Raw genomic sequence first — 19598 nt, forward strand, 5'->3', positions numbered from 1 at the left:
CCCAGCCGTAGGTAAAACCGCCGCCGGGGCATGCGGAGCTCCCCTAGAGTCTCCGCATGCTCCCCGTAGATCTACCCCGCACGGTGCGTGACGCGCTGCTCGCCCCGCTCGTCGACCACCACTGTCACGGGGTGCGGCGAGACGACCTGAGCAGAGCCCAGTTCGAGCTGCTCATCAACGAGGGCGGCAGCCCGGCGCCGCCCGGCACCACCCACTTCGACACGCCGTTCGGCGCGGCCCTGCGCCGCTGGTGCGCGCCGGTGCTCGACCTGGAGCCGCACGCGCCGCCCGCCGTCTACCTCTCACGCCGTGAGGAGCTGGGCGCGGCCGAGGTCAACCGGCGGCTGCTGGCGGGGGGCGGGGTGGTGGCGTTCCTGGTGGACACGGCGGTGGACACGGCATCGGACGACGTCGAGCTGCTGACGGCCACCGAGATGGGCCGCCACGGCGGGGCCGCCGCCGACGAGCTCGTACGGATCGAGCAGGTCGAGCGGGACGTGGCCGAGACGGCCCAGCTGGCCGCGGACTACCTGGACGGCCTCGGCGAGGAGCTGGCCGCCAGGGCCGCCAGAGCGGTCGGGCTCAAGACCGTCATCGGCGCGCTGTGCGGCCTCGATTTCGACCCGGCCAGGCCCAGCAGGGGATCGGTGATCGCGGCGGCCAACCGGCGGCTGTCGGACCCGAAGCAGCCGCTGACCGACGAGGTCATGCTCCGCCACCTGCTGTGGTGCGCGGTCGACGTGGCCAGGGAGCGCGGGCTGCCCGTGCAGTTCCACACGGGCTTCGGCGGCTCGGGCCTCGACCTGCACCGCACCGACCCGGGCAGGCTGAGCGAGTTCGCCAGGATGCTGCAGCCGCTCGGCGTGCCGATCATCCTGCTGCACTGCTACCCGTACCACCGCCAGGCCGCCTACCTCGCCGGCGTCTACCCGCACGTGTACGTCGACGTCGGCCTCGCACTCCCGCACACCTCCGCCTTGGTCAAGGTCGTGGACGAGCTGCTCGAGCTGGCGCCGTTCCACAAGCAGCTGTTCAGCTCGGGCTGCCACAGCGTGGCCGAGACGGCCTACCTGGGCGCGCTCTACTACCGTCGGGCGCTCGGCGCGGCACTCTCGGCCCGGCTCGCGTCGGGGGAGTGGAGCCCCGCCGACGCCGCCCGCGTCGCCCACATGATCGGCTCAGGCAACGCCCGCCGCGTCTACCGCCTCTGAACCGGGTCACCCCTGACTCGCGCCGAGTGGCCCGACCTGGTTTGCTTGAGGCCGTCACAACACCCAACCTGAGCGGGGGCTCTCCATGGGCAATGCCGAACCCGAGACCGAGATCACGTTCCGCGGCGACATGGACGTGGAGCTGGTGAAGGCTGCCGCGTCGGACGCGGACGTGCTGTGGGCGGCACGGGTCTCCACGAAGGGTGAGAGCTCTCTGGCGGAGGTCGAAGCCGATCCCCAGCGTTCCAAGGGCCTCATCAACTTCCTGATGCGAGACAGGCACGGCACGCCGTTCGAGCACTCTTCCATGACCTTCTACGTCAGCGCGCCGATCTTCGTTTTCCGGGAGTTCATGCGGCACCGGACCTTCTCCTACAACGAGGAGTCCGGCAGGTATCGGAAGCTGACGCCGGTCTTCTATGTGCCAGGACCCGACCGGAAGCTGGTGCAAGAAGGAAAGCCCGGCAAGTACGTGTTCAAGGACGGCACGGCCGAGCAGCACAAGCTGGTCACGGAGGCGACCCAGGAAAGCTACCGGCAGTCCTATCGGGCCTATCTGGAAATGCTCGAGGCAGGGGTGGCGCGCGAGGTGGCCCGCACGGTGCTGCCTGTGGGCCTCTATTCCTCGATGTACGCCACCTGCAACGCCCGTGCCCTGATGAACTTCCTGTCGCTCCGTGTGAAGCGGGAGGACTCCGCGTTCCCGTCGTTCCCGCAGCGCGAGATCGAGATGGTCGCCGAGAAGATGGAGGCGTTGTGGGCGGAGCTCATGCCCTTGACTCATGAGGCGTTCGAGGCCAACGGACGAGTCTGCCCTTGACCTCACGCTCCACGGGGTTGGAAGCAGGCAGCGGAGCCTCTGCCGCATGCGTCAAGGGAGGCGGGAAGTCGTCTCGGAGATCATCTGAGTGAGGATCGCGGCCGCGGCGGGGTGGGTGTCGAGGAGCTCGTCCAGGCGGGCGCGCCACGCGCCCGCCTCCGCGTAGATCGCGTCCGCCTCCGCCTGTAACCGCAGCCGCGTCTCGCACAGCTCCAGCTGGTACATGGACCCCAGATAGTGGCCGACCGTGTCGCTGAGCCACCAGTAGGCGTCCGTGTTCGCGGCGGAGACGAAGATCCGAGCGCCTTCCCAGGCTACCCGCCTGGGATGGAGGACTGCCATGGCCGGATGGTACGCCTGCCGCGACAGGACGGGAATGGAGTCAGCGGTTACCGTTGCCTGTGCCGGCCTGACACGTCCGGTCCAGCAGCCTGGCGAAGGTCTCCACCGGCTGCCCGCCCGAGACCGCGTAACGATCGCCGAAGACGAACGCGGGCACGCCTGAGACGCCCAGCTCGCCGGCCCGCCGCTCCTCCGCCCTGACAGCGTCGGCCAAGTCGCCCCGGGCGAGCATCTCGCGAACGGCCGGCGCGTCCAGACCCGCCTCGGAGGCCAGGCTCGCGAGCAGGCAGGCGGTCTCGCATCTGCGCGGGCTGGTTGATTGGATCGCGCGTTCCGCGCAGGAGATCATGGCCGCGCAAATGCATCACGATCATTCAAAGAGCGGACTACACCAGTAAATGTGATTTTTATTCGTATTTATAGTCCGAAAATCGTGTGCGGAGAATCACGAAACAACTACGGATAGCTCGCATCGCACCGTATTGGGGGGAAACGGTTGTGACGGGTCATCGGTGGTGTAAGACTCAATTTCGAGCGCATCGGAGTGCCGGGGAGGGACCGGGCGCTCGTGACCCGGAGCCGTCAAGGGGGTGAACGACACGACCGGAATACCATTCCGGTCCCTAGGTGGGGTTGGTAAATGTCGTTGAATCCGCGCCTCGTAAAAGAGAGTTTCTCCGTCATCGAACCGCAGGCCGACAAGGCCACGGCCTACTTCTACGGCCGGCTGTTCGCCGAAAGCCCGCACCTGCGTGGCATGTTCCCGCCTGCCATGGACGTCCAGCGCGACCGGTTGTTCAGCGCGTTGACCCGGATCGTGTGGAGTCTGGACAGCCCGGACAGCCTCGCGGCCTACCTGGGCCAGCTGGGCAGGGACCATCGCAAGTACGGCGTGCTCACCGAGCACTACACCGCGGTCGGCAACGCGCTGCTGGCCACCATCCGCCGCTTCGCGGCCGACATCTGGAACGCCGAGATCGAGGCGGCCTGGGTCGCGGCGTACACGGCGGCCGCGAAGCTCATGATGGAGTCGGCCGAGTCGGACTCGGGGGGCTCGCCCGCCTGGTGGCTGGCCGAGGTGATCGACCACGAGCAGCGCCATCGCGACATCGCGGTTCTCACGCTGCGGCCCGCGCAGCGGCTGCCGTACACGCCGGGACAGTACGTCAACGTGCAGACCGCGCGCTGGCCCCGCGTGTGGCGGAACTTCTCCATCGCGAACGCGCCGCGCCCCGACAACACGATCAGGTTGCACGTCCGCTCCGTCCCCGGTGGCTGGGTGTCCACCACGCTCATCAGGCACACCCGCATCGGCGACACGCTCATGCTGGGGCCGCCGATGGGCACGATGGCGCCGTGCGAGCGCAGCTCGCGTGACGTGCTGTGCGTGGCGGGCGGCACCGGCCTGGCGCCGCTCAAGGCGATCATCGAGCACATCATCGCCTCGGGCCGCCGGCCCAACATCCACCTGCTGTACGGCGCGCGCACGTCGGAGGAGCTGTACGACCTGCCCGACCTGATCAGGATGGAGTCGTCGTTCCCCTGGCTGCGGGTGCTGCCCGTGGTGTCGGACGAGCCCTCCTACGACGGGATGCGGGGCCACCTGCCCGAGGTCACGCAGCGCTTCCATTCCTGGGCCGAGCACGACGTGTACGTGTGCGGCCCGACCTCCATGGTCAACGAGACGGTCCGGCGCCTCCAGATCGACGGCGTGCCCCTGTCGCGCATCCACCGGGACGTCGTCCATGCCGAACGCTGACAGATCTTGACATATCGGGTCGAAAGGTGAGAGGTGGAGGATGACACGCCAACGTGGAGGTGGACTGTGCCATCCCCCGCCAGGCGCCGAGGAATCGGCGGGCTGCTGATCGTAACGCTCCTCCTCACCCCCGTTCCCGCCCTGGCGTCCGAGGCCGTCCCGCTGACGGAGCTCGGGGCCGACTCGTACGCGAACGCCACCAGCCAGCACGGCACCCAGGCCGGCCCCGACACCTTCCACTCGGGCACGACCATCGTGGCGGCGCAGCAGGCGGGCCGGTTCTTCGACGGAGGGGCGTCCGGCATCGCGTTCGCGACCTCCACCGACGACGGCGCCACGTGGGCCAAGGGCGTCCTGCCCGGGATCACCACGTTCGGCGGGGGTTCCTACAACCGGGTCAGCGACCCGTCGGTGGCCTTCGACGCCAGGCACGGCGTCTGGCTGATCTCCTCGCTGGCGCTCACCGACACGGGCGGCATAGCCGGTGCGGCAGTGCTCACCAGCCGCTCCACGGACGGCGGGCTGACCTGGGAGGGGCCGGTCACGACCGCCGTCGCCAACGGGGGCGACCTGGACAAGAGCTGGATCGTCTGCGACAACGCCCCGCGCAGCCCGTTCTACGGCCGCTGCTACACGGTGTACGACGACGTCGCCGCGGGCAACGCGATCAAGGTGTCCCGCTCCTCCGACGGCGGCCTGACCTGGCAGGAGACCGGCACGTCCGCGACCGGTCTCGGCGGGCAGCCGGTGGTGCGGCCCAACGGCGCCGTCGTGGTGCCGTACCTGAGCGGGGAGCAGCAGATCCGCTCCTTACGCTCCGGCGACGGCGGTGCGAGCTGGGGCGACAGCGTGCTCGTCGCGACCGTGCGGCGGCACACGGTCGCCGGCGGGCTGCGGGCCGCGCCGCTGCCGTCGGCGGAGACCGACGCGGCCGGCACCGTGTACGTCGCCTGGCACGACTGCCGCTTCCAGCTCAGCTGCGGCGGCAACGACATCGTCATGAGCACCTCGGCCACCGGCGACGAGTGGAGCCACATCACACGCGTCACGAACGACGGCGGGGACCACTTCATCCCCGGCCTCGGCGTCGACCGCGACAGCTCGGGCGGCACCGCCAGGCTGGCGCTGGCCTACTACCGCTACCCGTCCGCCGGTTGCACGGCCGCCACCTGCCGCCTCACGATCGGCTACACCTCCTCCGACAACGGCGGCGCGAGCTGGTCGCGGCCCGGCGAGTTGCACGGGCCGATGGAGCTCGGCTGGCTCGCCAACACCGCGCACGGCCGCATGGCGGGCGACTACATCTCCACCTCGGTCGTCCCCGGCGGCAACGCCTACGTGGCCTTCACGGCCGCGGCCGCCCCCGAGGGCGGCGCGTACGACGTGCGCACCTACACCGTCACGGGCGGGCTGCCGATCACCGGCGGCGGCCGCGCCCCGCTCGCGATCGACGCGCCCGTCGCGGCCGGCGAGGAGGCGCCGGACCTGCCCGCGACGGCCCGCTAACCCTTGTGGAACGCGGCGGCCGTCTCCTCGTCGTTCGGCCAGAACGTCTCGATGGCCAGCTCGGAGACCGTCACGTCCACCGGCGTGCCGAACGTCGCGATCGTGGTGAACATCGACAGCACCCGGTCACCGGCCGCGATCCGCAGCGGGACCAGGATGTCCGCGGGGCCGGGCACGTGCGCCACGTTCAGGTCCACCCCCGGATAGGTGTACGAGGCCAGCTCATCGTGCAGCTCGGCCAGCCGCCCGTCGCCGGACACCTCGGCCTGCCTGCGCAGCTGGTGCAGCAGGTGCGCCCGGACCTCGGCCAGGTTCAGCAGCCGGCCGCCCATCGCCTGTGGGTGCAGCGACAGCCGCATCACGTTGATCGGCTCCTTCAGGAGCTCGGCCGGCGCCCCGTCCATGAACATCGCGGCCGCCGAGTTGGCCGCCACCAGGTTCCACGCCGCGTCCACCACGACCGCCGGATACGGCTCGTGCCCGGCCAGGATCTTGTCCAGCGCCTGGCGCACGACCCCGAACTCAGGGGCGCGTACCTCGCGTTCTGGGTATACCGGCGCGAACCCGGCGGACACCAGCAGCCTGTTGCGGTGCCGCAGCGGCACCTCCAGCTCCTCGGCCAGTTTGATCACCATCTCGCGGCTCGGCCGGGCGCGCCCGGTCTCCAGAAAACTGATGTGGCGGGCCGAAACGTCGGCTTCTATGCCCAGGTCCAGCTGGCTGACCCGTCGCCGCTGCCGCCACGAACGCAGCAGATCCCCAAAAGACTCGTCATATATGGCTACGGCTCCCATGTCCGGAACGCTATCGCTTGGAGGGAAGCGTCTCGATTACCCGCCAGGTAATGCGGCTCCTGTGGGAGGAAAACTCCCAGTCCTCAGAACCTGTCGGTCCCACGTGGCACGATGGCCGCACGACGAGAAGGAGCGAAGCCATGAGTGACGCAGTCCTCGCGATCGGCACCCGTAAGGGCCTGTTCCTCGCCCGCTCGACCGGCGGCGGCCCGTTCGAGATCGAGCCGATCCAGTTCTCCACGGTCGCGGTGCCGTCGGTGGCGATCGACACCCGCGGCACCACACCCCGACTCCTGGCCGGCATCGAATACGGTCATTTCGGTCCGTCCGTCGTCTATTCGGATGACCTCGGGAAGACCTGGGGCGAGGCGGAGCAGCCGCCGATCGCCTTCCCGGACAAGACGGAGACGACCCTGACGAAGGTCTGGCAGCTCGCGCCCTCACCCTCCGAGCCCGGCGTCGTCTGGGCGGGCGTCGAGCCGGGCGCGCTGTTCCGCTCGGAGGACGGCGGCGTCACCTACCGGCTGATCGAGGGGCTGTGGGAGCACCCGCACCGGCCGCAGTGGCAGCCGGGCGGCGGCGGCCTGTGCCTGCACACGATCGTCCTCCACCCGACCGACCCCCAGACCCTGGGCGTCGCGATCTCCACCGGCGGCTTCTACCGCTCCACCGACGGCGGGCTGTCATGGGAGGCCGCCAACCAGAACATCCGGGCCCCGTTCATGCCCGAGGGTCAGCAATACCCGGAGTTCGGGCAGTGCGTGCACAAGGTCGCCATGGACCCCTCCCGGCCGGAGCGGCTCTACCTGCAGCACCACTTCGGCGTCTACCGCAGCGACGACTTCGGCGGGAGCTGGCACGACATCGGCTCGGAGCTGCCGTCGGACTTCGGCTTCCCGATCGTGGCGCACCCGTCGCGGCCCGGCACGGTCTTCGTGCTGCCGCTGACGGCCGACATGGACCGCACGCCGGTCGACCACCGCTACCGCGTCTTCCGCAGCGACGACGCGGGCCAGACGTGGCGGCCGTTCGGCGCGGGGCTCCCCGAGGCGCCCGTGCACGGGAGCGTGCTGCGTGATGCGATGACCGCGTCGGAGGCGGGGCTCTTCTTCGGCACGCGCGACGGCGAGGTCCACTGCTCGCGCGACGACGGCGAGACCTGGTCGCTGGTCGGCCGCCACCTGCCCGACGTGCTCACGGTGCGCGCGGCGGTGCTCTAGGCCATGGTGACCATGGTGGTTTTCGTTCTCCCGGGCATGCTGCGGCGGTGGGTGAGCGGGCGCACGGAGGTCAAGGTCTTCGCCGTCGCCGCCGACCGCGACTCCCCGCCCACCCTGGGGTCGGCGCTCGACATGCTCCGCCGTACGCATCCGCTGCTGGAGGAGCGGCTGCGCGACGAGTACGGGCTCATCCGCAGGCACATCAGCATGATCGTGTGCGGTGAGAACGCCACGGGGTTCGGCGACCTCGACTGCGCCCTGCCCCCTGGCGCGGAGATCTACGTCACGCCCGCGCTGGTCTGAGCGCCGCCGGACGCGGCGGCGCTCAGCTTCGCGGCGCGCACGACCAGGTCACGGGCACGGCGCTGCCAAGGCCGTGCCCGCCGACGGCCCTGGCCGGAAGGCTGCGCGTCTACCTCAGAGGGACAGAAGTGGTAGATCTTTGGGAGAGGTGACATAACGGAAAGAGTCTGCGCCATGATGGGCATGTGGCCGTCACCTCGACAGGCTGATGGCGGCACGGCTCCCATGCCCCCTGGAGATCGCATGTCCCGACCGCTGATCGGCATCACCGCCTACCTCGAGGCCGCCCGCTGGAGTGAATACGTACGCGAGGCCGTGCTGTCGCCTCCCGCCTACGCCAAGGCGATCGGGCGGGCCGGGGGCGCGCCCGTGATGCTGCCGCCGATCGGCACGCCCGCCATCGAGGACTACGTACGCGGCCTCCAAGGCATCGTGCTGGCCGGAGGCGCCGAGGTCGGCGCGGACACCTACGGCGGCGAGAGCGACGAGCGCGTGCCCGAGCCGCAGCGCCACCGCGACCGGTTCGAGCTGGCCCTGGCCAGGGCCGCCGTCCGGGCCGACCTGCCCATCCTGGCCGTCGCCAGGGGCATGCACGTGCTCAACGTCGCCCAGGGCGGCACGCTGATCCCCTGGCTGCCCGAGGTGCTCGACAACGACCGCCACGGCGAGCCCGGAGCCGGGCACACGATCCAGGTCAGCGTCTCCAGCAAGCTCGGCAAGGCCGTGGGCGACCGGGTCGAGGTCACCGCGCCCCACCACCAGTCCGTACGCCGCCTCGGCAGCGGCCTGCTGGCCGTGGCCTGGGCCGAGGACCAGATCGTCGAGGGGATCGAGCTGCAGGGCCACAGGTTCGGCGTGGGTGTCCAGTGGCACCCGGAGCGTGACGGCGACGACCGGCTCTTCGATGCGTTCATCGAGGCGGCCCGATAGGCTGCGATCATGACGCTGCACCCCCAGGCCCGGGAGTACGTCGCCCTCTATCCGTCGGATCTCGACACCGATCTGGCCACGCTCGACCTGGCCAGGATCCAGGAGCTGCGCGCGCAGGACGGCCTGGCCGCCCACCGGGGGCCGCTGACGAAACTGCCCTTCGTCCGGGACGAGCTGGCCGAGGGCGTGCCCATCCGGATCTACCGCGCCGACCCCGGCGACGGCCTGCTGCCGGTCGTCGTCTACTTCCACGGCGGCGGCTGGGTCTTCGGCAGCGTCAGACGCAACGACGCGGCCGGGCGCGACCTGGCCATCCGCACCGGCGCGGTGGTGGTGTCCGTCGACTACCGGCTGGCTCCGGAGCACCCGTTCCCGGCCGCCGCCGAGGACGCCTGGACGGTGGTGCGCGACATCTTCGCCCGCCCCGCCTTCTACCAGAGCAACGGCAGCGTGGCCGTCGTCGGCGACAGCGCGGGCGGCAACCTCGCGGCCGTCGCCGCCTGGCAGGCCCGCGACGCCGGTCTGACCCTCAAGCACCAGGCGCTCGTCTACCCCGTGCTCGACGTGGGCATGGACACGCCTAGCTACCGCGAGTTCGCCAAGGGGTTCGGGCTGGACGCCGAGGAGATGGCATGGTTCGCCCGCCAGTACGCGCCCGGCGCCGACCCGCAGGACCCGCGGCTGTCGCCGCTGCGCCTGCCCGACGTCGCCGGTCTCGCGCCCGCGACGGTCGTGACCGCCGAGTGCGACGTGCTCAGGGACGAGGGCGAGCGGTACGCGCGCCGCCTGGCGGAGGCCGGCGTGCCGGCCGAGCTCCGCAGGTTCGACGGCGCGGTGCACAGCTTCTTCGTCCTGCCGGGCCTGTTCGACCAGGCACTCGAGGCCCGCGAGTACGTCGCCGACCGGCTGCGGGAGTCGTTGTGACGTACGCCAAGCTCAAGATCGACACCCCGGCCGACGGCGTGCTGCGGGTCACGATCAGCGAGCCGTCCAGGCTCAACGCCGTGGACGCGACGGCCCACCGCGAGCTGGGCGAGATCTGGCGCGACGCCGACCGGGACGACGGCGTCAGGGCCGTGGTCGTCAGGGGTGAGGGCGAGGCGTTCTCCGCGGGCGGCGACCTGTCCATGATCGAGGACATGACCCGCGACCACGCCACCAGGCTGCGCGTGTTCGCCGAGGCTCGCGACATCGTCTACAACGTGCTCAACTGCTCCAAGCCGATCGTCTCGGCCATCCAGGGCCCGGCGGTCGGGGCCGGGCTGGCCGTGGCGCTGCTGGCCGACATCTCCGTCGCGGGCCGCACCGCGCGGATCATCGACGGGCACACCAGACTCGGCGTCGCCGCGGGCGACCACGCGGCGATCGTGTGGCCGCTGCTGTGCGGCCTGGCCAAGGCGAAATACCACCTGCTGCTGTGCGAGCCCGTCACGGGTGAGCAGGCCGAGCGGATGGGCCTGGTCAGCCTGTGCGTGGACGACGACCAGGTGCACGACAAGGCCATGGAGATCGCGGTCAGGCTCGCCTCCGGCGCCCAGGAGGCGATCAGGCTGACCAAATACTCGCTCAACAACTGGCTGCGCCTGGCCGGGCCGTCCTTCGACGCCTCCCTGGCCATGGAGTTCCTCGGCTTCACCGGCCCGGACGTGGCCGAGGGCCTGCGTGCGCTGCGGGAGAAGCGGCCGCCGTCGTTCGGCTGACCCACGTGTGTGCTTCCCCCTGCTTCGGGTAGCGGGGACAGGACGGGGCGGCCTGGGGCGCGCGGTTGTCGAGGGCCTGTTCACCGAGGCCGAGAACGTTGCTCCGGGGACGAGGCAGAGACTCACCCCGGCCTGCGCGCACCATGGCCGCCTCCTTTTACTTTAAGTCCGGGGCCTGCGCGCATGGAAGACGAAGGCCGGAGGGGTGTTGCGCCACACCGTACGCCCCGGCACGACCTCCTCGAACCGCTCGGCCAGCAGCGCGCGGAAACGACGGGCGGAGCTCAGCGGGATGGCGTGAATGTAGGAGAACGTCGTGAACGCCGCCCCATGGTTCATCGCCGAGGTCACCGCGTCCAGCAAGGAGTGCTGCAACTCCTGCGGGAACGCCGCCCACGGCAGCCCGCTCACCACCACGTCCGCCTGCCGCAGCCCGCGCTCGGCCAGCAGGTCGCCCAGCCGGGCGGCGTCGGCGTGCACCACGTCCACGGCCGGGAACCGGGCCGCCAGCAGTCGCGCCATCGGCTCGTTGACCTCCACGGCCAGGTGATGGCCGCGCCCGCCCAGCCGCTGCTGGATCTCCTCCGTGAAGGGGCCGGTGCCGGGGCCGAGCTCCACCACCGTCGGTTCGCCGCGCTCGGGGACGGGCGCGCAGACAGCCGAGGCGAGCCGCCGCGAGCTGGGCGCGACCGCCCCGATCGTGGCGGGGGCGCGCAGGAACTGGCCGAGGAAAAGTGCGGTGTCGTTGGACATGCCCCCTAAGCCTAGGGTGAGATCTCTCCCGGGGGCTCCCTCGTCGGGGCGGATCTCTGGCCAGATGGAGGAGGCGGGGTCCTCCGCGCGGAGGATCAGGCCGCCAGGCCGGACGGATACCGTGTGGGCATGCGTTGGCGCGGTTGGCCGCTGGATCTCCTGCTCGCGGTCTCGGGCGTGGGGCTGGATCTGTTGACGACGGCACACGCGGGTGACACCGAGTTCCTGCCCGCCGGGATGAACGTCCCGATGGCGCTGCTGGCGGGCCTGCCGATGGGGTTCGTCCGGCGGTGGCCGGTGCCGGTCAGCCTCTACCTGGCCGGGTTCCTGATCCTGACCGACCAGCTCGGGTCGTTCACGTCCAACACGGCGCAGATCCTCGTCTGCGTCGCGGTCGGGGTGGTGGGATACCGCTCCGGGTGGCGGGCCGTCACGGTCGCGGTGGCTGCCACGATCATGGCGACCGCGGTCAACCTGGCCGATCCCGGCATCGCGCTCACGGCGAACAGCTGGGTGTACTCGGTCTTCCTGCCGGTCTTCCCCGCCTTGCTCGGGGCGTACCTGCGCAGCTCCGCGGGGCGGCTGGAGGAGCGGGACGTCACGCCCGACGCGCTGCTGGCGGCCGGCGGGGTGGCGATCACCGTGCTGGGCACCTGGACCAGCTGGCACGCGGGCAGTCAGCCCGTCTGGATGGTCGGGCTCCTCGCCGTGGTCGGGGGCCTGTCACTGGGCATCGCCAGGCGGCTGCCCGGGCTGGTGTTCCTGATGCAGGGCGTCCTGCTCGTCGCCGCCGACACCTACCTGAACGAGGCCGTCAACACCTGCGTGATCCTCACGCTGGTCGCGATCGGCGTGTTCGCGATGCGGGTGAGCTCCTGGGCGTGGACGCTGGTCGCGTACTTCGCGGGCTGCATGCTGACCGCGATCGCCGTCGTCGGCGCGGACACCCAGGTCACCGGGTTCCGTGTCGGGATCCTCATGACGCTGGTGGCCACGCCCATCGCGATCGGCCGCTACCTCGGCATGCGGCAGGCCGCGACGGCGGCCGAGCGGCTGCGCGCCGAGGAGTCCGCCCGGGCGGCGCTCGCCCAGGTGCGCGCCGACCAGCTCGCCGAGCGCGAGCGCATCGCCCGCGACGTGCACGACATCGTGGCCCACCACGTGGGGGCGATGGTGCTGCGGGCCGGCGCCGCCCGCTACACCGCCCCCGACGGCCCCGTCGCCGACGCCCTCACCGACATCCGCGAGACGGGGCACCAGGTGCTGCAGGACCTGCGCGACCTGCTCGACCTGCTGCGCGACCCCGAACGCCAGCCCGACCTGCTGGCCAACCCCTCCGACGTGGTCCGCGAGTCCGCCGAGCGCATGGCCGCCGCCGGACTCGTCGTGGACCTCGACCTCGACCCCGCCACCGACCAGGCCCCGCTCATCGCCCGGGCCTCCGCCGCCCGCATCGTCCAGGAAGGACTCACCAACGTGCTGAAACACGCCGGCCCCGGCACCCGGGTCCGCGTCGCCGTCACCCCGTCGAAGGAAGGGTTGTCGGTGGAGATCCGCAACGGCCGCCCGGCGAGCGCCGTCGAACGCCTGCCCTCGTCCGGGCGCGGCCTGGCCGGCATGCGCGAACGCGTCCGCACCCTCGGCGGCACCCTCACCGCCGGTCCGGACGGCGAGGGAGGCTGGCTGCTGGCCGCCAGCCTCCCGTCGAGGAGCGCCGCGTGATCCGCGTGCTGGTGGCCGACGACCAGGCTCTTGTACGGGCAGGTGTGCGGATGCTGCTGCAGGCCGCGGGCGACATGGAGGTCGTGGGCGAGGCCGAGGACGGCGCCGAGGCGGTGCGCCTGGCCGAGCGCCACCTGCCCGACGTGATCCTGATGGACCTGCGCATGCCCAGGGTGGACGGGCTGGAGGCGATCAAGCGCGTGCTCGCAGCCCGCCCGGGTGCCCGGCTCGTGGTGCTGACGACGTTCGCCGAGGACGCCAACGTCTACGCCGCGCTGCGAGCCGGCGCGGTCGGGTTCCTGGTCAAGGACGACGAGCCGGAACGCATGGTGGACGCCGTGCGCCGGGCGGCCGCGGGGGAGCAGCTCCTGGCGCCATCGGTGCTGCGGCGGGTCGTGGAGCGGTTCCTGTCGGCCGAGGAGCAGGCCGCGGCGCCCCCGCCCGCCGGGCTGACCGAGCGCGAGCTGGAGGTGCTGGCCCTGGTCGGCACCGGGCTGTCCAACGCGGAGATCGCTGAGGAGCTGCACGTGGGGGTGACGACGGTCAAGACCCACATCGCGGCGGCCATGGACAAGCTGGGGCTGCGCAACCGCATCCAGGCCGCGGTCGTGGCCCACCGTACGGGCCTGGTCGACGCCTCCTTCCGCCCGGTACGCCGGCCGCGCTCGCCCTCCTGAACGGTCGCAGGTCCGCCAGGCGGCGTACGGGCGGTCACCCCGCAGGCTGACGCCCATCCGCGATCTCCGCCCCGAACATTGGTCTTTCCAACTTCCGAGGAAAGGACCTCTGATCATCATGCGGGAAACCATGGTCCAGGCACCCAAGACGGCCGGCCGGATCTCCCCGGGCCTGCTCTACAGCCTGCGCATCGCCGTCACCGCCCAGGCCGCCGCGCTGCTCGTGGCCGCCTCGTTCGCCGGCCAGGCCGTGGAGACCGACTCCATGATCGAGACCCACGTCATGGCCGGCATGGTCGTCCACCTCGTGGCTCTCGTCCAGATCGTCCTGGCCGTCCTCGTCTGGCGCCCCGGCCGCGGGGCGGGCTGGCCCGCGCTGGCCAGCCTCGCGCTGTTCGTCGTGGGGCTCGCCCAGCACGTCACCTGGCTGTGGCTGGGGGCGCACCTGCCCAACGGCGTGCTCCTGTTCGGGCTGATCGTCGCCGTACTCATCTGGGCATGGTCACCGGCAGCCGCCGGCCGCCGCTAGGGTCAGGGGTGTGGTGTATGTGAAGATCTGCGGGTTGAGCGATCCCGAGCACGTGGCCACCGCCGTCGAGGCGGGCGCGGACGCGATCGGGTTCGTCATGACCCGGAGCCCCCGCAGGATCACGCCCGAGCGGGCGGCGGAGCTGGCCGCGGCGGTGCCCGGCCACGTGCTGACCGTGGGGGTGTTCCGCGGGGAGGACCCGGACACGGTGCGGGCGGCGGTGCTGGCGTCCGGGGTGCGCGCCATCCAGCTCCACGGCAGGCACCCGCACGGCGACTTCACCGCGCTCAAGGACCTCGGCCTCCGGCTGATCAGGGCCGTCGACGCGGAGGCCGACCTGCGGTGCGGGGCCTACGACGAGGACCTGCTCCTCGTGGACGCACCGCACGCCGGCTCCGGACAGCCGTGGGACTGGGCCGCGGTCCGCGGCCGTCCCTCGGGCCAGTGGCTCCTGGCCGGGGGCCTCACCCCCGCGAACGTGACGGAGGCGATCGCGGCCGCCGGTCCGTGGGGGGTCGACGTGTCCAGCGGCCTCGAGACCTCGCCCGGGGTGAAGGACTCGGCCCTCATCCGGGAGTTCCTGCGGAAAGCCCGCGGTGTCGGCTGATGTCGCGCTGACCCGCGCGGTGGGCTTCCAGCACGCCTTCGCCCGCCGCAAGGCGCCCCGCGTGGTGGCGGCGCCCGGCGGGTTCGCGGTGCTGGACGATCGTTTTCCCGGCTCGTACGACGACAACAAGCTGATCGCCGGCCCCGCGACCCCGCCCGAGGCGGCCGAGAGCCTGCTGCGGACGGCCGACGAGGTGCTCGCCGAGCGGGACCACCGGCTGGTGTGCGTGGACGACGACCGGCTCGGGACCGCGTTCGCGCCCGCGTTCGCCGCCGCGGGCTACGAGCGGGAGACCCACCTGATCCTGGCCTTCCGCGGCTCGCTCCCGCCCGGCCCGCCGCCCGCGGCCGAGCGGCTCTCCTTGGCGGAGCTGCTGCCCGTGGTACGGCGCGACTGGCGCGCGACGCTGCCCCAGGCGCCGGAGGAGGTCGTCGACCGGCTCGCCCGGCGGGTGGAGGCCCGGCTGCGCGGCGCCGACGCGGTGAGCTTCTGGGGGGTACGCGCCCCGGACGGGGAGATCGCCGCCAGGGCCGACCTGTACGTGCACGGAGGCGTCGCCCAGATCGAGAGCGTCTTCACCGGTGAGGGGCATCGGGGCAAGGGCTATGCGCGCGCCTTGATGACCGCGCTGCTCGCGGCGGCCGCGGAGGCCGAGCTGATCTTCCTGGTGGCCGACGCGGCCGACTGGCCCAAGGACTTCTACGCCAAGCTCGGCTTCGTGGAACTGGGCCGCACCCACGCCTTCCTCCGCACCTGACCACCCCCGCTGCGTCGGAGTTCCACGCAGTAGGGTCTGCTGCGTGAGCGAAACTTCCGCCGAGGACCGGATCTGGACGATTCCCAACCTCCTGAGCTTCCTGCGACTCCTGGGCGTCCCCGTGTTCCTCTGGCTGGTTCTCGGACCCAAGGCGGACGGGTGGGCCATCGGGATCCTCGCGGTGGCAGGGTTCACCGACTGGCTCGACGGGAAGATCGCTCGGGCGTTCAACCAGACCAGCAAGCTCGGCCGGATCATCGACCCGGCGGCCGACAAGCTCTACGTCTTCGCCACCATCGTCGGCCTGCTGCTACGTGACGTCATCCCGTGGTGGCTGGTCGTGGTCATCCTGGGCCGTGAACTCTTCGTCGGAAGTTTCATTCCAGTACTTCGCAAACATGGCTACAAGGCACTTCAGGTGCATTTCCTGGGCAAGGCCGCCATGTTCAACCTCATGTACGCTTTCCCTCTCCTCTTCCTTGCCTCCCACACGGGGTGGTATGCCGATATAGCCCGAATTGCCGGGTGGGCGTTCGCGCTCTGGGGAACGGGCCTGTACTGGTGGGCAGGCGTGTTGTATGTGGTACAGGTGCTCCAGCTCGTAACCTCGGCCAAAAAGGAGTGATCGGGTGAAGGCGGTCGTCATGGCAGGGGGAGAGGGCACTCGGCTGCGTCCCATGACCGCCAACCAGCCCAAACCCCTGCTTCCCGTGGCCAACCGCCCGATCATGGAGCACGTGCTGCGCCTGCTCAAACGGCACGGCGTCACCGAGACGGTGGTCACGCTCCAGTTCCTGGCTGCCCTCGTGCGCAACTACTTCGGCGACGGTGACGAGCTGGGCATGAGCCTCGAGTACGCCACCGAGGACGTGCCCCTGGGCACCGCGGGCAGCGTCAAGAACGCCGCCGACCGCCTCCGCGACGATCGCTTCCTGGTCATCTCCGGCGATGCACTGACCGATATCGATTTATCGGACATGATCCGATTTCACCGTGAAAATTCGGCACTTGTGACAATTGGTCTGAAGCGTGTGCCGAACCCCCTCGAGTTCGGGATCATCATCGTGGACGAGGAAGGGCGCGTTCAGCGCTTTCTCGAGAAGCCCACGTGGGGCCAGGTCTTCTCCGACACGGTGAACACCGGAATCTACATCATGGAACCCGATGTCCTCGACGCGGTGGCCCCGGGCGAGCCCGTCGACTGGTCCTCCGACGTCTTCCCCGCCCTCCTCGACCGCGGCGCCGCCATCTACGGCTATGTGGCCGACGGCTACTGGGAGGACGTCGGCACCCACGAAAGTTATCTCAAGGCCCAGGCCGACGTCCTGTCGGGCAAGGTCAACGTGGACATCGGCGGCTTCGAACTCTCACCGGGCGTCTGGGTCGCCGACTCGGCCTCCGTGGACCCCGACGCCGTCCTCAAGGGCCCGCTGCTCATCGGCGACTACGCCAAGGTCGAGGCGGGCGCCGAGCTGCGCGAGTACACCGTGCTCGGCAACAACGTCGTCGTCCGCGAGGGCGCCTTCCTGCACCGCGCGGTCGTCCACGACAACGTCTACCTCGGCCCCGGCGCCCACCTGCGCGGCTGCGTCATCGGCAAGAGCACCGACATCATGGCCGGCGCCCGCATCGAGGAGAACGCCGTCATCGGCGACGAGTGCGTCATCGAGCCCGAGGCGTACGTCTCCAGCGGCGTCAAGGTCTACCCGTTCAAGACCATCGAGGCCGGCGCCGTCGTCAACACCAGCGTCATCTGGGAGTCGCGCGGCCAGCGCAACCTGTTCGGCCCCAGGGGCGTCAGCGGCCTGGTCAACGTCGAGATCACCGCCGAGCTCTGCGTCCGCCTGGCCAGCGCGTACGCCACCACGCTCAAGAAGGGCGAGTACGTCGTCACCTCCCGCGACTGCTCCCTGGCCGCCAGGGCGCTCAAGCGGGCCGTCATCGGCGCGCTCACCGCGGGCGCGATCAACGTACTGGACCTCGAGGCCGCCCCGCTGCCCGTCGCCCGCTTCCACGCGGCACGGGAGTCGGCCGCGGGCGGCATCGCGCTGCGCACCACGCCGGGCGACCCGCAGAGCGTGGACATCGTGATCATGGATGGCCGCGGTGCCGACCTGCCCCCGGCCGCCCAGCGCAAGCTGGAGCGGGTCGTCTCCCGCCAGGAGTACCGCCGGGCCTTCCCCGGCGAGATCGCCTCGCTGACCTACCCGGCCAGGACCGTCGAGGACTACACCAACGAGCTGCTGCGCCACGTCGACGTGGACGACGTCAGGGACATGAAGGTCGTCGTGGACTGCGCGGGCGGGACCTCCTCGCTGGTGCTGCCCAAGCTGCTCGGCCGGGTCGGCGTCGACGTGCTCACCGTCAACGCCCGCCTCGACGACGTCTCGCCCACCGAGACGCTCGCCGAGCGCCGCCGCGACCTGCAGCGCCTGTCGGAGCTGGTCAGCTCGTCGCGGGCGGCGTTCGGCGTCCGGTTCGACCCGGTCGGCGAGCGCATCGCCCTGGTGGACGAACTGGGCCACCTCATCAACGAGGAACGCGCCCTGCTCGTCGTGCTCGACCTCGTCGCCGCCGAGCGCAGGGGCGGTCAGGTGGCGCTGCCGGTCACCACGACCAGGGTCGCCGAGCAGGTCTGCCGCTTCCACGGCGTTCAGGTGCAGTGGACCTCCACCGCGCTCGACGCCCTCACCTCGGCCGCCGCCGGCCCCGACATGATCTTCGCCGCCGACGGGCGCGGCGGCTTCGTCGTGCCGGAGTTCAGCCCGGCCATCGACGGGCTGGCCGCGTTCATGCGCATGCTCGGCCTGGTGGCCCGCACCCGCCTTTCGCTCAGCCAGATCGACGCCAGGATCCCCGAGGTGAAGATGCTCAAGCGCACGGTGCCCACGCCGTGGGCGGCCAAGGGCGCCGTCATGCGCTCGGTCATCGAGACGGCCGAGGCGGAGCAGGATGGCCACCGCATCGACACCACCGACGGCGTGCGCGTGGCCCGCGACGACGGGAGCTGGGTGCTGGTGCTGCCCGCCGCCAGCGAGCCCGTCACCGACCTGTGGGCCGAGGCGAACGACATGGACAGCGCGCAGGCGTTGCTCGAGCGGTGGGCTCGTATCGTCGAGCAGGCCGCCGGTTGATCAACTCTCACAGAGAGTGATGGAACGGTCTCTGGCGATGAATCTGGTGAAGAACGCTACTCACAGTGTGCGCGTTCAGTGCCGCAAGATCGTAATGTAGAAACGCGCGGCGGCATGGACCACGGGGCGGGGCGACGGTAACTTTGTCTGCGTCCAAACCATAGTCCAGTGCCCCGCCTTGACCTTTGCCGCTGATCAGCGTATGTTGCGGCATTCGCAAACTTGAAAAAGCGAAGCGAGGCGCGCCCTAGAGCACCGTCGCCGCGTCTTCGCGGTAGGAGGCCGAGCCGATCGATGCCGAGCGTCTACTGCACGCAGTGCGGGCACGCCAACCCCGAGGATGCCCGTTTCTGTTCCCGTTGTGGGTCACCGCTGACCAGGCCCGAGGTCTCCGGGGACACCACATCGACGATCTCCATCGCGGGAATCGAGGCGTACGAGGCTGAGACAGGCGACATGCTCCTGGCCGAGCGGGCCCTCGTCGAGCAGCTGCCGCCCGGTTCGGCGTTGCTCACGGTGACCAGAGGCCCCAACCAGGGCAGTCGCTTCCGGCTCGACAAGGAGCTCACCACGACCGGGCGCCATCCGGAGAGCGACATCTTCCTCGACGACATCACGGTCTCCCGTCGCCACGTCGAGTTCTACCGGCACCGTGGTGGCCAGTTCTCCGTGCGCGACGTGGGCAGCCTCAACGGCACCTACGTCAACAGGGAGCGCATCGAGGAGGTCCCCCTGCACTCCGGAGACGAGGTGCAGATCGGCAAGTTCCGCCTCGTCTTCCTGATGCGGACCAACGCCGGCGCATGAGCGAGCGGAGCGAGCGACCGGCACGCA

21 protein-coding genes are annotated in these 19598 nt (G+C 70.8%); 17 read left to right on the top strand and 4 right to left on the bottom strand.

The genetic code is table 11. From position 1 onward, the window contains the following. Nucleotides 1-56: 56 nt before the first annotated feature. Both ACQPWU_RS26150 and thyX read left to right on the top strand, forming a co-directional pair. Nucleotides 57-1211 carry an amidohydrolase family protein gene (locus ACQPWU_RS26150; protein WP_433444352.1) on the top strand — a complete coding sequence of 385 codons (1155 nt, stop codon included), beginning with the start codon at nt 57-59 and terminating at the stop codon, nt 1209-1211. A gap of 85 nt (nt 1212-1296) precedes the next feature. Next, nucleotides 1297-2031 carry an FAD-dependent thymidylate synthase gene (thyX, locus tag ACQPWU_RS26155; RefSeq protein WP_433444353.1) on the top strand — a complete coding sequence of 245 codons (735 nt, stop codon included), beginning with the start codon at nt 1297-1299 and terminating at the stop codon, nt 2029-2031. Nucleotides 2032-2082: 51 nt separating this feature from the next. Here the strand turns inward: thyX and ACQPWU_RS26160 are convergent, their stop codons facing one another. Together ACQPWU_RS26160 and ACQPWU_RS26165 are read right to left on the bottom strand one after the other, a co-directional pair. Next, nucleotides 2083-2373: a hypothetical protein gene (locus ACQPWU_RS26160; RefSeq protein WP_433444354.1), complete on the bottom strand. Its 291-nt coding sequence runs from the start codon at nt 2371-2373 to the stop codon at nt 2083-2085. 40 nt (nt 2374-2413) lie between these two features. Further along, nucleotides 2414-2722 carry a DsbA family protein gene (locus ACQPWU_RS26165; RefSeq protein WP_433444355.1) on the bottom strand — a complete coding sequence of 103 codons (309 nt, stop codon included), beginning with the start codon at nt 2720-2722 and terminating at the stop codon, nt 2414-2416. A gap of 291 nt (nt 2723-3013) precedes the next feature. Between ACQPWU_RS26165 and ACQPWU_RS26170 the strand changes: the two genes are divergently transcribed. Beyond that, entirely contained in the window at nt 3014-4132 is a 1119-nt protein-coding gene (locus tag ACQPWU_RS26170) for a globin domain-containing protein (protein WP_433444356.1), read from the top strand. A gap of 66 nt (nt 4133-4198) precedes the next feature. Beyond that, nucleotides 4199-5638 (top strand): sialidase family protein, encoded by a 1440-nt coding sequence (locus ACQPWU_RS26175; protein WP_433444357.1) that lies wholly within the window; start codon nt 4199-4201, stop codon nt 5636-5638. Here ACQPWU_RS26175 and ACQPWU_RS26180 read toward each other — a convergent pair. Next, a complete protein-coding gene (locus ACQPWU_RS26180; protein WP_433444358.1) occupies nt 5635-6432 on the bottom strand; it encodes a helix-turn-helix domain-containing protein in 798 nt (265 codons plus the stop codon). The two genes, ACQPWU_RS26175 and ACQPWU_RS26180, sit on opposite strands and share 4 nt — an antisense overlap. Nucleotides 6433-6572: 140 nt before the next feature. Here ACQPWU_RS26180 and ACQPWU_RS26185 point away from each other — a divergent pair, with 140 nt between their 5' ends. From ACQPWU_RS26185 to ACQPWU_RS26205, 5 genes are all read left to right on the top strand, one after another. Further along, a complete protein-coding gene (locus tag ACQPWU_RS26185) occupies nt 6573-7652 on the top strand; it encodes a WD40/YVTN/BNR-like repeat-containing protein (RefSeq protein ID WP_433444359.1) in 1080 nt (359 codons plus the stop codon). A gap of 12 nt (nt 7653-7664) precedes the next feature. Next, nucleotides 7665-7955 carry a hypothetical protein gene (locus ACQPWU_RS26190; protein ID WP_360712908.1) on the top strand — a complete coding sequence of 97 codons (291 nt, stop codon included), beginning with the start codon at nt 7665-7667 and terminating at the stop codon, nt 7953-7955. 243 nt (nt 7956-8198) lie between these two features. Then, nucleotides 8199-8885, top strand: coding sequence for a gamma-glutamyl-gamma-aminobutyrate hydrolase family protein (locus tag ACQPWU_RS26195; RefSeq protein WP_433444360.1), 687 nt, complete (start codon nt 8199-8201; stop codon nt 8883-8885). 9 nt (nt 8886-8894) lie between these two features. Next, nucleotides 8895-9809 carry an alpha/beta hydrolase gene (locus ACQPWU_RS26200; RefSeq protein WP_433444361.1) on the top strand — a complete coding sequence of 305 codons (915 nt, stop codon included), beginning with the start codon at nt 8895-8897 and terminating at the stop codon, nt 9807-9809. Further along, nucleotides 9806-10585, top strand: a complete 780-nt coding sequence (locus ACQPWU_RS26205) for an enoyl-CoA hydratase/isomerase family protein (RefSeq protein ID WP_433444362.1) — start codon at nt 9806-9808, stop codon at nt 10583-10585. Before ACQPWU_RS26200 ends, ACQPWU_RS26205 begins: the two co-directional genes overlap by 4 nt. 162 nt (nt 10586-10747) lie before the next feature. On the opposite strand, the gene ACQPWU_RS26210 is transcribed toward ACQPWU_RS26205, so the two are convergent. Next, nucleotides 10748-11338 carry a class I SAM-dependent methyltransferase gene (locus tag ACQPWU_RS26210; RefSeq protein ID WP_433444363.1) on the bottom strand — a complete coding sequence of 197 codons (591 nt, stop codon included), beginning with the start codon at nt 11336-11338 and terminating at the stop codon, nt 10748-10750. A gap of 129 nt (nt 11339-11467) precedes the next feature. Between ACQPWU_RS26210 and ACQPWU_RS26215 the strand changes: the two genes are divergently transcribed. From ACQPWU_RS26215 to ACQPWU_RS26250, 8 genes are all read left to right on the top strand, one after another. Further along, nucleotides 11468-13060, top strand: a complete 1593-nt coding sequence (locus tag ACQPWU_RS26215; RefSeq protein WP_433444364.1) for a histidine kinase — start codon at nt 11468-11470, stop codon at nt 13058-13060. Beyond that, a complete protein-coding gene (locus ACQPWU_RS26220) occupies nt 13057-13737 on the top strand; it encodes a response regulator (RefSeq protein ID WP_433444365.1) in 681 nt (226 codons plus the stop codon). Before ACQPWU_RS26215 ends, ACQPWU_RS26220 begins: the two co-directional genes overlap by 4 nt. Nucleotides 13738-13855: 118 nt before the next feature. Then, nucleotides 13856-14266 carry a hypothetical protein gene (locus ACQPWU_RS26225; RefSeq protein WP_433444366.1) on the top strand — a complete coding sequence of 137 codons (411 nt, stop codon included), beginning with the start codon at nt 13856-13858 and terminating at the stop codon, nt 14264-14266. Between the two features lie 10 nt (nt 14267-14276). Continuing rightward, a complete protein-coding gene (locus ACQPWU_RS26230) occupies nt 14277-14873 on the top strand; it encodes a phosphoribosylanthranilate isomerase (protein WP_433444367.1) in 597 nt (198 codons plus the stop codon). After that, nucleotides 14863-15630: a GNAT family N-acetyltransferase gene (locus ACQPWU_RS26235; RefSeq protein ID WP_433444368.1), complete on the top strand. Its 768-nt coding sequence runs from the start codon at nt 14863-14865 to the stop codon at nt 15628-15630. Before ACQPWU_RS26230 ends, ACQPWU_RS26235 begins: the two co-directional genes overlap by 11 nt. 43 nt (nt 15631-15673) lie before the next feature. Next, entirely contained in the window at nt 15674-16255 is a 582-nt protein-coding gene (locus tag ACQPWU_RS26240; RefSeq protein WP_433444369.1) for a CDP-alcohol phosphatidyltransferase family protein, read from the top strand. A gap of 4 nt (nt 16256-16259) precedes the next feature. After that, complete coding sequence (locus ACQPWU_RS26245; RefSeq protein WP_433444370.1) at nt 16260-18764, top strand: sugar phosphate nucleotidyltransferase; 2505 nt, start codon at nt 16260-16262, stop codon at nt 18762-18764. A 294-nt stretch (nt 18765-19058) separates the two neighbouring features. Then, nucleotides 19059-19571 (top strand): FHA domain-containing protein, encoded by a 513-nt coding sequence (locus ACQPWU_RS26250; protein WP_433444371.1) that lies wholly within the window; start codon nt 19059-19061, stop codon nt 19569-19571. Nucleotides 19572-19598 lie beyond the last annotated feature (27 nt).

This window comes from Nonomuraea sp. CA-141351, assembly GCF_050944675.1.
GTDB lineage: Bacteria > Actinomycetota > Actinomycetes > Streptosporangiales > Streptosporangiaceae > Nonomuraea.

What these genes read in the sequence shown, in the direction of transcription:
- ACQPWU_RS26225 (WP_433444366.1), top strand. Translation starts at nt 13,856, where the DNA reads ATGCGGGAAACCATGGTCCAGGCACCCAAGACGGCCGGCCGGATCTCC.
- ACQPWU_RS26190 (WP_360712908.1), top strand. Translation starts at nt 7,665, where the DNA reads ATGGTGGTTTTCGTTCTCCCGGGCATGCTGCGGCGGTGGGTGAGCGGG.
- ACQPWU_RS26150 (WP_433444352.1), top strand. Translation starts at nt 57, where the DNA reads ATGCTCCCCGTAGATCTACCCCGCACGGTGCGTGACGCGCTGCTCGCC.
- ACQPWU_RS26185 (WP_433444359.1), top strand. Translation starts at nt 6,573, where the DNA reads ATGAGTGACGCAGTCCTCGCGATCGGCACCCGTAAGGGCCTGTTCCTC.
- ACQPWU_RS26165 (WP_433444355.1), bottom strand. Translation starts at nt 2,722, where the DNA reads ATGATCTCCTGCGCGGAACGCGCGATCCAATCAACCAGCCCGCGCAGA.
- ACQPWU_RS26200 (WP_433444361.1), top strand. Translation starts at nt 8,895, where the DNA reads ATGACGCTGCACCCCCAGGCCCGGGAGTACGTCGCCCTCTATCCGTCG.
- ACQPWU_RS26160 (WP_433444354.1), bottom strand. Translation starts at nt 2,373, where the DNA reads ATGGCAGTCCTCCATCCCAGGCGGGTAGCCTGGGAAGGCGCTCGGATC.
- ACQPWU_RS26180 (WP_433444358.1), bottom strand. Translation starts at nt 6,432, where the DNA reads ATGGGAGCCGTAGCCATATATGACGAGTCTTTTGGGGATCTGCTGCGT.
- ACQPWU_RS26195 (WP_433444360.1), top strand. Translation starts at nt 8,199, where the DNA reads ATGTCCCGACCGCTGATCGGCATCACCGCCTACCTCGAGGCCGCCCGC.
- ACQPWU_RS26210 (WP_433444363.1), bottom strand. Translation starts at nt 11,338, where the DNA reads ATGTCCAACGACACCGCACTTTTCCTCGGCCAGTTCCTGCGCGCCCCC.
- ACQPWU_RS26170 (WP_433444356.1), top strand. Translation starts at nt 3,014, where the DNA reads ATGTCGTTGAATCCGCGCCTCGTAAAAGAGAGTTTCTCCGTCATCGAA.
- ACQPWU_RS26215 (WP_433444364.1), top strand. Translation starts at nt 11,468, where the DNA reads ATGCGTTGGCGCGGTTGGCCGCTGGATCTCCTGCTCGCGGTCTCGGGC.
- ACQPWU_RS26250 (WP_433444371.1), top strand. Translation starts at nt 19,059, where the DNA reads ATGCCGAGCGTCTACTGCACGCAGTGCGGGCACGCCAACCCCGAGGAT.
- thyX (WP_433444353.1), top strand. Translation starts at nt 1,297, where the DNA reads ATGGGCAATGCCGAACCCGAGACCGAGATCACGTTCCGCGGCGACATG.